The organism is Methylobacterium sp. E-025, assembly GCF_022829705.1.
In the GTDB taxonomy this organism is placed as follows: domain Bacteria; phylum Pseudomonadota; class Alphaproteobacteria; order Rhizobiales; family Beijerinckiaceae; genus Methylobacterium.
Genome location: NZ_JAKSYR010000044.1, coordinates 1 through 12,111, shown reverse-complemented (window position 1 = coordinate 12,111; position 12,111 = coordinate 1). Strand labels below are relative to the sequence as shown.

The window sequence follows — 12,111 nt, the reverse complement described above, 5'->3', positions numbered from 1 at the left end:
CACCTGCAGGGTGGCCGCCTTGGCCTGGTCGGCCAGAAGCTTCATCTCCGAGGCCACCACCGCAAAGCTGCGCCCGCTCTCCCCGGCCGCCGCCGCCTCGATCGCGGCGTTGAGCGCCAGCAGGTGCGTGCGCTCCGAGATATCGTTGACCGTCTCGATGATGTCGCCGATCGTCTGGGTCTTCTCCGACAGCGTCACGATGTTGCCGGCCACCGCCTCCGCCTGCTCGCGGATCGCGTCCATCGCCCGCGCCGTGTCGGCCACCGCGCGCAGGCCCTGGCGCGAGGTCTGGGCCGTGGCCTGGGCGGTGGCGATCACCTCGCCGGCCCGCTTCGTGATCTGCGCGCCCGAATGGGTGATCTCATCCACCGTCGCCGCCGTCTCCTGCACCGCCGCGAACTGCTCCTCCACCGAGGCCGCCTGCTCCTGAGCCGAGGCGCGGATCTCGGCCGCCGCCGCGTTCAGGTCCGACGTCGCCGCACGGTTCGTCCGGGCCAAGTCCGCAAGCCCAGAGACCATCCCGTTCAGCGTACGCCCGAGGCGACCGATCTCGTTGTGGCCGCCGTCCCCGAGCGTCCCGGACAGGTCGCCCTGACCGACCTGCTCGACGAAGGTCATCACCCGCCCGAGCGGCCGGACGATCACGCGGTTGATGGCGATCCCGATCCCGATGCAGATCAGGAGCGTGATCAGGGCCGCGCCCCACAGGGTCAGGAACGCGGTCCGCTGCGCCTCCGCGACGCGATCGTTCAGCGCGTTCCGGGCATCGTCCTGCTTGGTCTCGATGACGGCGAGCTTTTCGCGCAGGGTGTCGAACAGCTGCTTGCCATTGCCTTCGGCCTCGACGCGCGCCGCCTCGGGCCGTCGCGCCGGGTCGGCGGCCATGCGCACGGCCGGCTCGCCGATCTCGGCCTGCCAGGTGCGGGCGGCGGCGACGGCATCGGCCAGCAGGCGCGACGTCTCGGCCTCGCCGCTCGTCAGCGCCCGAAGCCGATCGATGGTCTCATCGAGCGCCGGGCGGCCGGCCCGATAGGGCTCGAGGCTGCTGTCGCGTCCGGTGATGAGGTACCCGCGCAGCCCGGTTTCCTGGTTGAGCATGGCGCCGCGAAAGGCGTCGAGGCCGCGCGCCACGAGCGTCACCTTGCGACGGGCCTCGGTCGCCTCGTTCAGGCGGTCCAGCGTGAACAGGACCGTGCCGCTGCCGAGGACCGACACGAGCGCGATGGCGCCGATCGCGCCGCCGAGGGTGCGGTTGAGGCCAAACGTGTTCGGCATGTTCGAGCGTTCCTGCGCAGACCTGTGGGCGGCGCCCTGCGGTCCCCTTGCCGGCGCAGTCGGCCGAGTTGGCATTCGAATCAAGTGCGTGCGGGGTTCATCGGTCGACGACGCCGATAGGGATCGTGCATCCGCTCATCAGATCCGGCCCGATTCCGGCGTGCCTCTCGAAGCCGGCCGCGCGGCGGATCTCGCCGGCCGCCATGCGCGGATCGCGGCGCCCGGACCGATGCGTGGCGCTGGGGCGGACGCCCCCGAGATGCCGTGGAGACGGTGCCGCCCGGGCGGCGATGGGAAACCCGTCCCGCACCCGAGGGGCATGACGACCGAGCCGCAGGGCGGCGGGACACGACCCGCGATTGGGAACCGGCCTCAACGCAACAGGGGAAGCTCGGCGCCGAGCAGGCAGAGGCCGGCGATGAACAGCCCCGCGCCGATGACCTCCAGTCGCAGGCGATAGGCGGGCATCAGCAGGGACGCCGCGACCAGGCCGGTCCCGGCGACGAGGCAGATCAGGCTTGAGGCCAGCATGGGCGGATGTCCTTCCGCCCACCCCCTACGTCGCGCGATCGAGAAAGTTTTGCCGGCGCGGGCGCGGGCCAGCAGATCGCCGTCCTCTGGCGCCGGCGGCGCAGGAGCCCTAAAGCCGGCGCATGCTGAACGCACCGACGACGCGCCGCCCGCTGGTCCTCGCCGCGGTGATGGCGGCGATGTTCATGATCGCGATCGAGGCGACGATCGTCTCGACGGCGATGCCGCAGATCGCGGGCCAGCTCGGCGACCTCCATCTCTACGCCTGGGTGTTCGCCTCCTTCCTGCTGACGCAGACCGCGACCACCGTGGTGTTCGGTAAGCTGTCCGATCTCTACGGCCGGCGCCCGGTGCTGCTGTTCGGCATCGCGGTGTTCCTCGTCGGCTCGCTGCTGTGCGGCATCGCCTGGTCGATGCCTTCGCTGATCCTGTTCCGGCTCGTGCAGGGCGTCGGGGCCGGCGCGATCCAGCCCGTGAGCATGACCGTGGTCGGCGACCTCTACGCGGCCCGCGAGCGCGGACGGGTCCAGGGCTACCTCGCGAGCGTCTGGGGCGTCTCGTCGGTGGCCGGGCCGCTCGCGGGCGGGCTGATCGTCGGGCATCTGAGCTGGCCGTGGATCTTCTGGATCAACCTGCCGGTCGGCGTCCTCGCGGCCGTCCTGTTCCTGCTGTTCCTGCGCGAGGAGGTGGAGCGCAAGCCGCGCCGGATCGACGTGATCGGGGCGGCCCTCTTCACGGTGGCGATCGCGGCGCTGATGATCGCCCTGACCGAGACGTCGGCCGCGCCGGCCCTCGCCGTCGCCGCCGGCCTGACCTTCCTGGCGGCGATCGCGCTGTTCGTGCTGCAGGAGCGGCGGGCCGCCGACCCCATGCTGGATTTCTCGCTGTGGGGGCAGCGCCCGATCCTCACCGCCAACGCCGCGACGCTGCTCTCGGGCATGGCGATCATCGGGCTCACCGCCTTTCTCCCGATGTACGTGCAGGGCGTGCTCCGGCAATCGCCGCTCGTCGCCGGGTTCACCCTGACCCTCATGGTGCTCGGCTGGCCGATCGGCGCGACGACGGCGGCGCGCAGCTTCGTCCGCTTCGGCCTGCGACCGGTCCTGCTGCTCGGCGCCGCCCTGCTGCCGATCGGCGCGACGGCCTTCGTGGCCTTGGGCCCAGAAACCTCGCCGGTCGTGGCGGCGGCGGGGTCGATCGTGATGGGCCTCGGCATGGGCTTCCTGTCGACGGCGGCGATCGTGATCATCCAGGACAGCGTCGCCTGGGGGCAGCGGGGGGCGGCCACCGCCTCGAACATCTTCGCGCGCAACCTCGGCTCGACGCTCGGCGCCACCGCGCTCGGCGCCGTGCTGAACTATCGCCTGATCCATCCGGACGGCGGGACCGGGGTGGATCCCGACCAGCTGCGCCGCCTGCTCGACGACCCGGCGAGTCTCGGCGCAGCCGGCGAGGCGGCCCGCCTCAGCCTGCAGCACGCCCTGCACGGCACCTTCTGGACGGTCTTCGCCGTCGCGCTGCTGACGCTGTCGGCATCCTTGCTCGTGCCGCGCGTGGCGATCGCGGAGGCGGCGCCGGCCGTCGCGGAGTAGCATTCGGCAGCTACGCTCGGTGCTCGGCAGCCTCGCGTCCGAAGGCGCGGTCGCTGCGAGCGGCTTCGTCAGGAGCCGGCGCGCCGAACCGCCGGCGGCGATGGGGCAGAGCATCCCCTACGATTGCATCCCCCACGGATCAATCGAGCCTGAAGAGCCGATGCGCCTCGGGCAGGCTTAGCAGCGTGCTCGAGGCGGACCGGGCGACGGCTGGGGCTGGCGACCTTTCCGCGCCGAACCTGCGGGCCCGGCGACCTCGACGATCGCGTCCAGGTGCCGGGTCCGCCGAGGCCGAACCCGGTACCGCAGACCGCGACCAGCCGCGCGATGCGCTCGCCAGATCGAAATTATCCGAAGTGCCCGTCGGAGAAAGCGGTTCGACCTTCGACACCGCCGTACTGGAGGAAGTGCAGCATCGGGTCGATGTGGGCTGCGGCGACATCCGCATAATGCGCCTCGTAGGCGTGGGCGTCGAAGGTCGCCGACGGGTCGCGTCCCTCGCGCCACCCATAGGTCTCGTAATGCGCGAGCGGGTCCATCCCGGATCCGCGAACGTCGCCATAGGCGGCGAGGTATCCGGCGACATCGAACACGGCGTTGGGATTGCGTCCCTCGTGCCAGCCGTTCGTCTCGTAATGGTTGTAGGCGAAGGCGAAGCTGTCTCCGCCGGCAGCCATCGCGGCGCGCGCCACGTCGGCGTTTGCTAAGAGGTAGTATTCGGCGTCGAAGCCAGGATGCGTTGCAAGATCCGCGGCACGGCCGACCGCGGCATAGGCCTGCCGCCCTTCGGCCCGCCCGTGCTGCAGGTAGTCGGTGAGAGGGTCGGTCCCTGCGGCACGGACGTCGGGATTGTGGGCGAGATAGAGTTCGTTGTCGAAACCCGCGGAGGGGTCGCGTCCCTCGTGCCACCCGTTGGTGTCGTAGTGAGCCAGCGGATTGTAGCCGGCGGCGCGCACGTCCGAATTGGCCGCCAAGTAGCCTACGGTCGAGAATGCCGCGTTGGGATCGCGTCCTTCGTGCCAACCGTACTGGTTGTAGTGCGACGTCGAATCCATGCCGGCGGCGGCCACGTCGGGGTAGTGGCTTCGGTAGAAGGCGTCGTCGACAAGCGAGACCTGCGTGCCGGTCGATCCAGGCGGGCCGTAAAGCGCCTGGCCTCCATGGATGTCGGACGCGACGAGATCCGTCACGCTCGGGTTCAGAACCGCGTTCATGACGGCGGGCGTGGCGTTGTAATGACCGAGGCCGATGGCATGGCCGATCTCATGCAGTGCGACGAGGAACAGATCTGCGTGATCCGTACTGATCACGCGATTGGCCGAGGCATGCCAGTCCTCGTCGCTATCGAAGGTGACCGTCGCGGATTGGAACTGCGCTCCTGAATAACCGTAACTCGTGACCGCCAGCGTGTTGCTTGCGCCATCGATCGAGCTGTTGGCGAACGCGATGTCGGCGCCGGCGGTCGTCGACACCTGCTGGAATGCGATGTTGGCGTGCGCCGTCCAGTCGGCGAAAGCGGCTGCGATGACGGGGACGAAGCTCGCGGGAACAGACCCCGACATCGCCCAGGTGACGAGGCCGCCGCTTGATCCTGCATTGCCGGTGCCCCAGCGCGGGCCCTCCAGAACGTAGTCGACCATGCTTGGACCCCAGGGTTCACCGTGGCGGGACAAGAATGCCTTTTCGGACGTAAATGTGGCATCTACCGGAACGGCGCATTCCGAAAGAAAAAATCGACCGCCGGCGATTGAAGCCGAGAAGAATGCATTTATTAGCCGGCGTGCTGACTGCGGCAATCGATCCGCACTCGGGCAGGCGCTGGTGCGCAGGCTTGGCTCGAAGACATGAACATGCAATTGGGCAATTCTTGATCTGACCGATCAAATATGGTAATTATAGACGTCGTATATAAATTGAATGGTTTTTTTACATACAAGCCTGTAATGTGCGATTTTCGAGGTGGCCGGACGCATATCGAGAATCGCCGATCTAAAAATTGGTTATTCTTCGGAAGTGCCGCGTGATCTCGCCTGGCTGATTTAGCGTGCTAAGCAATAACGGCATATCCGCTAGCGCACAGGCAACTACCATCCGCGCGCCTCGCAACAGGAAGGATCACGATTGGAGACGCGAGGATGACAGGCTCCGGATCGCCGGTCCTGTCCCGCACGCCAGCATCCTGGTCGCCATGCGAGCCGAGACGCGATCGGATCAATCGGAGCGACAGCACGGTCGTCCGAGCCCCCACCCCGCTTGTCGCCGGCACCGGCTCGCGGTAGGCAAGAGCAGGGTTTCCGTCGCCGCCCTGCCGCCCCACGTTGGGCGGCGGCGGCTCAGATGCCTAAAAGGCAAGCTGGGATAACGGCTTGGGCCTGTAGCTCAATGGTTAGAGCCGACCGCTCATAACGGTCTGGTTGCAGGTTCGAGTCCTGCCGGGCCCACCAATCATCACAACGGTTTAAGCAGGCATCGTTTTATGCCCCGGGGCGGTCACCCAACGATTTACCCAACGAAACGCTCTTCTTGCTCCTGTTTTTGAAGGCTCCCGCGGCGCCGGATTGGAAGTCCGGGTGGTGGTGACCGTAGACGTTGATCAACACGTCAGGCGTCATGCCGAGGAAGCCGGACGCCTCCCAGATGCTGACACCGCGCTGCATCAGCCAAGTCGCCGCGGTGTGCCGGAGGACATGCGGTGAAGCAGCTTCCTCAAGGCCGGCGAGGCGGACCGCCGATGCGAAGGCCGTCTTGACCGACGCAACGGGCTTGCCGTTCCACTCGACTGCGAACTCGGGCATCGTTCCATCGCGGCGCGGCGTCACCGCCCAGCGGCGCAAGTGCGCTACGAGGTGCGATGGCAGCTTCACGACGGGCTGCCTCTTCTTCGTAACGCGATTGCCCTCGGCTCGCCGGTAAAACAGCCCCTTATCGAGATCGACATAGGCCCTGCCCTTACCGCGGTGGAACGAAGCAGCAGCAAGCGCTCCGGCACGTGTGCCGGTATAGAGGCCGAGCAGGATAAACCGCGCGAGGTGCCGAAGCGGGCGCTTGTCGGTCTGAACTGCCTGGCCGCGGTTCGAGCCCCGATGGACGGTTTGCGTCTCGCGGTAGCGCCAGCACACCCAAAGCAGGCGAGCCGCCTCCTCTCTCGTTAGGAAGCGGTCTCTCCCCTCCCCTTTCTCTGGCAACGGGACTTTGACGATCCCACGATGCAAGCCTTCGGTCCGGTGATGCCCGATGGCCGCTCGAAGGTCTTCTAGGTCGCGCCGGGCGCCGCCGGTCCGTTTCCTGGCAACGACATGATCGCGGCACAGTGGCCCTTTGATATCGGACAGGCGTTTGCCACCGAAGAAGTCGTTCAGCCGGCCGATCCGTCCCTTCAGCCGGCGATAGCCGATCGGGTCGGACGCTTCGATCACGCGTCGTCGCGCCTCAAGGTACAAGATCAGCACGTCCGCGACCGGGATTGCTTCGAGGTCCCGAAGCGACCGCGACGGGGCATGCTTGGCGATGTTGTGCTCTGCGAGAGCGCGTTCGGCTGCTGCAAGATCGCCCTCAAAGCATCCTGTGGGGTACTGCTTGCCTCCGTCGAGGATGAGCCAGGCCGCTCGTGACGCGACCTTGCCGCTCCGCCTCGCTCAGGTCGTAGCCAGAGTCGGGCGGGTTTGCGTTGACGCGGCATAGCTCTCTCATTCTCGCGATGGCGCCGAGGGTCGTCCAATCGCGGCCAGCGACGCGTTCGACGGCTAGCCGCCCGCGAGCCTTTTCCGTGCGCAGGCCGGAAGCGGTCATGCCGCCGCCCGGGTAGGCGAGTGCCGCGGCCACATCGAGCCGCAGCGGCGTCTCGTCGGTAATCTCCGATGCGTCGGAGATGTGTAGCGCCCTACCCATCATGGTTGTCCTGGCCCGCACGTATCGCGCGAGCGATGTCTGCATGTGTGACCTGAGGAGCGTGGCGGGACATTTAGATGGGTCCTTCGTCCGGCAATTTTGATCCGTAGGCGAACTTGAAAACGGACTGGCCTGATGATCGGCGTTGCATGTCCACATAAAAGTGGTTAGGTGCACATCAATAGTGCGGTATTGCGCGATATATGTCAACTATTATGCGCATGAAAAGTGCGACCTGTTCGCTGCTATGATCACTCCTGCTCAGTGTCGCGCGGCGCGCGCCTTGCTGGATTGGAGCCGTGAGCAGTTGGCTACTGCCGCGAGGATCGGCCTGCGTACCCTCGTGGATTTCGAGCGCGGCGCACGCGATCCTCACCACGCGACACTTGAGGCGATCGAGCGTGCCTTGGGTGAAGCTGGTGTGACGACAGACCTTTCAAAGGGCAATGGTCTGGGCGTTCGGCTGGTGGGAGTTGATCCTGCTCTACAAAAGCATGGCGAAAAGCGGCGATAAGTGATTTCTGATCTAAGGTCGTTAGCTAAACTTCCGCGAACCTCATGATCCATCACTCGGTTCAAATCTGACGGTTGATACGCTCGCCCTTCGGCTCATGGCAGCCCTGGGGACCGCTTTTGGCGCATCCCTACGACAGTCATTCATTAGCTGTCAGACAACAGCACGCGCAGCATTTGCTGATCCCCCCTCGGCTGTTGGCGAGTTGCACACATCCTTTGAAGCTTTAGAGAGTACGATCTCCCATCGCAATTTTGCAAGGAATACGATGCCACATGGAGGCGATTGATGCGGAAAGTCGTAAACTCAATCAAGGGGATTATAAAACAACATAAATCGAGCGAGGCGATCTCGGAGGGGCACAATCGCCGACTGTGCCCTCTTGGAAACACCATCGCCCTTTCCAGCAGCCTTAGCGAAAGATGACTCCCTATCCGCAATGAGAATGGTAACTAACCCGAACAGAACGTTAATTGATGGCCTTTGATCTAATAAGGCCTCGCCAGCCGCAGAGAGCAGCTTCATGGACCAGGCCAAAAAATACCTCTGGCAGGGCTTGTCTTCTCTGGATGTTCCCGCGGACGATCCGGTCTCTGTGACGCATCAGAGCAAGGTGGTGCGGCTCGTTGAGCCCGCCGGCAACCTGGATGAGCCGTTATCCTCAGCACCGCGCTCCTCGGCCCGTGACTGGTCCGCGCTGATCGAACGCGTTCGTCATGCAGCCAATCATGCCCGCGAGGTCGAGGCACAGGCGCAGGAACAGGAGCTGCGCGTACGGGAACTGCTGGATTACGCGCGGGAAGATATTCGAAACGCTGCCGAGCGGGTCCGTGCTGCTGAGGCACGCACCGCCGATGTCCAGAGTCGTGCTGATGTCTTGCTCAAGGCCGCCGACGAAAAGGTGAAAGCCGCCGAGGAGCGAGCACGGATTGCGGAGGAGTGGCTATCCCGTGTCTACGATACGGTTGCGAGGGAGTTCGGTGTTGAACCAGGTGCTAAGGGAGGGGCTTGATGTCGGCTGCTGCTCAGCCCCGTGCCGTCGATGCACGCCCGGACGGGCACGATCCTGAACCCAACGACGCTTGGCGCCCCAGCACCAAATGGGCCGCCGAGGCGTCGCTGGACGACAAGATCGTACCGCTCTTCACCGAGCCTGGTGTACCTGTCCCACAGGAGGCCCGAGGCGAACCTAATGCGGTCGATTGGCCTGCAGCGATTGACCTGATCCGAGATGTTGGAGCCCGTGTTCGCCAGGCACGTGATTTTGCTCAGGAAGTGTCGCGTCACTCGCAGTCGATCATCCAACGGAGCGTCAAGCAGGCCGAGGATGCCGAACGGCGTGCGGAGGCTGCCGAGGCGACCGCAGCAGTAGCCACTCTGCGAGCCAATCAGGCCGACGAACTTGCTCGCCTATCGGAGGCAAGGGCCAAACTCGCGGAGCAGCAGGCTGAGACGGCGAAGGCAGGTGAAGCGGAGGCCCAGCTTTGGCTTCGGCGTATCCATGCTTGCCTCAAGGATGAGCTAGGTGATCTCACTGCCGATCATGCCTAGCAACATCGTGGCTGTAGGTGGGATGCACGCCCGTGTGGAGGAGTTGCAGGCCGAGTTGGTAGCAACTCTGACAGGGGGTGATGCGTGGTGAGCGGAAGCGGAACCACGGTTAGGACTAATGCTGCGGAGTGGCTGATAGACTGCCCCACGGCTGGTCACCCGACGCTTGCAGAAAGTTTATTCCCGCTGCTGTGTTTCCGCTCGTGCCTTATCGAATGCCTCGTGCCCAGTGGATCCTTCGTCATTCCGCGGCGCCCCAATATCGCTCGGCTCTGTAGCACCGGTCGACAGAGAACCCTGTGACCTGCCGCTTGACGGAAGATCTCCGTAGGATCGCTCGCCGGGCGGCGTTTCAGTGGGATCGGTCTCGGTGCGCTTCGGGTCGGTCATAGTCGGGATGCTCCCTATCAGTACGACAGCGCCTGCAGGCTGATGGTAGTAGAGATCCAAGTCGGCCGAGCGATTACAGAGAAGGCTTCAGACCTTCACCACCTCGACAGCCAAGCCACCGCCGCTGACTGTCTCCGGGATGTCTGAGTGATCATAGTACCCCGCCTCATGCGCCATCGCGTCAAGGGCTGCGATCTCATTCATTGCCGAGCCGGTCCAAAGGATGGCACCGGTTGCACGCTGCCTGACCTGAAACACCTTCATCGCGCCCCTCCGAACCCATCGAGAGAACAAGCGCGGCGGTGGTGAACCGTTCCGTTAAAGCATATGGCTGGGCAGCGTGTCGCGGGTCGATAATGTTGCCGTGGAGCGACAGGTTCGGGTTTCACCAAAAGTACCGCTTTCGAGACACCGAATAGACAAGCTTCGGCAATTATGGTGATCGGCCCCACCACTCATCCAGCCTGCTGCCATGATCGCCACCGTCCGCATCGCCCTCCTCGATCACCGCGAGGTCACGGCCGTGCTCGCTACCTCCGCGGCCTTTCTGATGTGCGTGCTGGCGTTAGTTTGGATAGCTGGTTGACCGAGATCATGAGGGGCGCTCCGCATTTCAGCGGAGCGCTTGGATCGGTCAGTAGAAGCTTCGACGGCCGTAGCGGTAGCCGCGGCCCCTGCCGTAGCCGCGGCCATAACCGCCATAGCCCCGGCCGAAGCGCGGTCCGCCGTAGCCACGTCCACCATAACCGTAGCCACCACGGTAGCCCCGACCGTAACCACCACGGCCGTAACCGCCGCGTCCATAGCCATAGCCAAACTGTACAGGCTCGACTGCCGGTGCCGTCTCAGGGATGGCGGCGATACCAATCTGCGCGGCGGAAGCGGGAGCAGGTGCGAGAGATAGCCCTGCAATGAGCAGGCTCAGCGCTAGAAACATGGTCTTCAGCAAAGGGTTACTCCTTGTGAGCGCGCAGCGTTCGATCTGAGCGTCCATGACCCTATCAGGTATTGGTCCTGTCACCAGCACGCTATTTTAGCAGGAGCACTATCCACAAAGGCGACAGAGACCAGCCTAAACGGCTGCAGAAGCACTATAAGCAACAAGAAGCTCGTCAATTCGGTTTGCGACCGTTAAGCGCCCTGCTTGCCCGACTTCACACGTTGCAGGGTACGAGCGCTCTCACGTTCGAATTGTCGCGGCGTCATCTCGCCCGCATCCACGCGGCGAGCCAGCTGCGTCCGGTAGGCGACTGCCGCTTCCTGATCTGGGCTTAGCGTAACGTTCGCTCGCACCGCTGCACCCGTGCGCTCTGCCCACTCGGTATATGAGATGCGTCCGGCATCGCGCTCGGCCTTGAGGCGCGCGATGTCTTCTTGAAAAACGGCAGTCTGGTGGGGACCGGGCGCTGCACTTTGGCACGCAGCCAGACTGATTGAAATGGCAAGGACAGCGGCAATCGATCGGTACATAGAAGTCTCCCGTGGATCACGGGCTTAGACGGTTGTAGCTCGATCGGCGAGACCCGCGCGGCAACACCAGAGTAGAAATCCGAAGCCTGCTCGGATGCTCGCCGTTCAACGCCGCTGGGCGGTCTTTGGTAGACGTTCTTCGCTCAAGGAATTGCAGATGGAGTTGGCCGTGGCGCGTGCGGACCGTGATGCCTGGATGATCCGCGCGAGGCGGCAGGCATGATGACCGACCCCTACACCTGCCAGCCACGCGATACGGAATTTCGGACCATGCTGCGAGCACTCGACGACAACCTACGGACGCGCAGCATCCACACGTTGCCGGCCTAGATATTGAGAAGGTCAGTCAGGAGTTGGAAAATGGTCTATGAAGCGCACACCGTCCCATAACTCGACGGCGTGTCCATTCACTAGGGCTTTAGCTTCAACGATCGCGGTCGGATCGTCGTCTACGTTCAAGCGAGCCATCCCGAGGACTTCACCGCTCTTTCCAATGAGGATAGCTCGGTAGCGTGGGGGCATCGGCGGCTTGTCCAGCCCATCGAAGCCAATCCTGTCCTCGCCCGCCATCAAACCCGTCCGTTGCGCCGTCCCACTGCATTGCCAGAAGCCAAGCTTCAGAGCACGCGTCTTTTATACTGAATTTCAAAGAAAAATCGCACTCGGTTAAGAGCGCGCCGAGGTTGGGCTTGGATCTAATGCCCCCAGGTCAGGAGCCGCGCTAAGGTAGCACACAGCTTGGCCATTGGCTGTCACAAGCGCGTGTGGTCAGCTCCCTTTGAAGTGGTCCGCTCTTTGGTATGGCTTTTGAGCCTGGAGGACGGACAAGATGGCAAAGCACCCGAAGCCCGAGGAGATTGTTGCTAAGCTGCGGCAGGCGGATGTGCTGATCTCACAGGG

At 64.3% G+C, this 12,111-nt stretch carries 11 protein-coding genes, 1 tRNA gene and 2 pseudogenes; 5 read left to right on the top strand and 9 right to left on the bottom strand.

Annotation, left to right across the window (positions count from 1 at the left end; translation table 11 throughout):
* Both MKK64_RS03690 and MKK64_RS03685 read right to left on the bottom strand, forming a co-directional pair.
* A partial coding sequence (locus MKK64_RS03690) for a methyl-accepting chemotaxis protein (RefSeq protein WP_243932289.1) occupies window positions 1–1,275 on the bottom strand: 1,275 nt, incomplete at its 3' end.
* 372 nt (window positions 1,276–1,647) lie between these two features.
* A complete protein-coding gene (locus tag MKK64_RS03685) occupies window positions 1,648–1,806 on the bottom strand; it encodes a hypothetical protein (RefSeq protein ID WP_243932288.1) in 159 nt (52 codons plus the stop codon).
* A gap of 122 nt (window positions 1,807–1,928) precedes the next feature.
* On the opposite strand from MKK64_RS03685, the gene MKK64_RS03680 reads away from it, so the two are divergent.
* A complete protein-coding gene (locus tag MKK64_RS03680; RefSeq protein WP_147727823.1) occupies window positions 1,929–3,398 on the top strand; it encodes an MDR family MFS transporter in 1,470 nt (489 codons plus the stop codon).
* 347 nt (window positions 3,399–3,745) lie between these two features.
* On the opposite strand, the pseudogene MKK64_RS28390 reads toward MKK64_RS03680, so the two are convergent.
* Together MKK64_RS28390 and MKK64_RS28385 are read right to left on the bottom strand one after the other, a co-directional pair.
* Window positions 3,746–4,507, bottom strand: a pseudogene (locus MKK64_RS28390) (hypothetical protein); the annotation flags it as partial.
* 42 nt (window positions 4,508–4,549) lie between these two features.
* Window positions 4,550–4,960 (bottom strand): annotated as a pseudogene (locus tag MKK64_RS28385) (matrixin family metalloprotease); the annotation flags it as partial.
* 806 nt (window positions 4,961–5,766) lie between these two features.
* On the opposite strand from MKK64_RS28385, the gene MKK64_RS03665 reads away from it, so the two are divergent.
* A tRNA-Ile gene (locus MKK64_RS03665) sits at window positions 5,767–5,842 on the top strand.
* Between the two features lie 30 nt (window positions 5,843–5,872).
* Here the strand turns inward: MKK64_RS03665 and MKK64_RS03660 are convergent.
* Complete coding sequence (locus MKK64_RS03660; RefSeq protein ID WP_243932287.1) at window positions 5,873–6,847, bottom strand: site-specific integrase; 975 nt, start codon at window positions 6,845–6,847, stop codon at window positions 5,873–5,875.
* A gap of 686 nt (window positions 6,848–7,533) precedes the next feature.
* On the opposite strand from MKK64_RS03660, the gene MKK64_RS03655 reads away from it, so the two are divergent.
* The 3 genes from MKK64_RS03655 (at window position 7,534) to MKK64_RS03645 (ending at window position 9,351) form a co-directional block, all read left to right on the top strand.
* Complete coding sequence (locus MKK64_RS03655) at window positions 7,534–7,800, top strand: helix-turn-helix transcriptional regulator (RefSeq protein ID WP_279593018.1); 267 nt, start codon at window positions 7,534–7,536, stop codon at window positions 7,798–7,800.
* Between the two features lie 523 nt (window positions 7,801–8,323).
* Window positions 8,324–8,812 (top strand): hypothetical protein, encoded by a 489-nt coding sequence (locus MKK64_RS03650; protein ID WP_243932285.1) that lies wholly within the window; start codon window positions 8,324–8,326, stop codon window positions 8,810–8,812.
* Window positions 8,812–9,351, top strand: a complete 540-nt coding sequence (locus tag MKK64_RS03645) for a hypothetical protein (RefSeq protein WP_243932284.1) — start codon at window positions 8,812–8,814, stop codon at window positions 9,349–9,351. Before MKK64_RS03650 ends, MKK64_RS03645 begins: the two co-directional genes overlap by 1 nt.
* A gap of 477 nt (window positions 9,352–9,828) precedes the next feature.
* On the opposite strand, the gene MKK64_RS03640 is transcribed toward MKK64_RS03645, so the two are convergent.
* The 4 genes from MKK64_RS03640 to MKK64_RS03625 form a co-directional block, all read right to left on the bottom strand.
* Complete coding sequence (locus MKK64_RS03640; protein WP_243932283.1) at window positions 9,829–10,005, bottom strand: hypothetical protein; 177 nt, start codon at window positions 10,003–10,005, stop codon at window positions 9,829–9,831.
* A 370-nt stretch (window positions 10,006–10,375) separates the two neighbouring features.
* On the bottom strand, window positions 10,376–10,735 hold the full coding sequence (locus MKK64_RS03635; RefSeq protein WP_243932282.1) for a hypothetical protein: 360 nt from the start codon (window positions 10,733–10,735) through the stop codon (window positions 10,376–10,378).
* Window positions 10,736–10,872: 137 nt separating this feature from the next.
* On the bottom strand, window positions 10,873–11,211 hold the full coding sequence (locus tag MKK64_RS03630) for a hypothetical protein (protein WP_243932281.1): 339 nt from the start codon (window positions 11,209–11,211) through the stop codon (window positions 10,873–10,875).
* A gap of 342 nt (window positions 11,212–11,553) precedes the next feature.
* Window positions 11,554–11,781 (bottom strand): hypothetical protein, encoded by a 228-nt coding sequence (locus MKK64_RS03625; RefSeq protein WP_243932280.1) that lies wholly within the window; start codon window positions 11,779–11,781, stop codon window positions 11,554–11,556.
* Window positions 11,782–12,111: the final 330 nt, after the last annotated feature.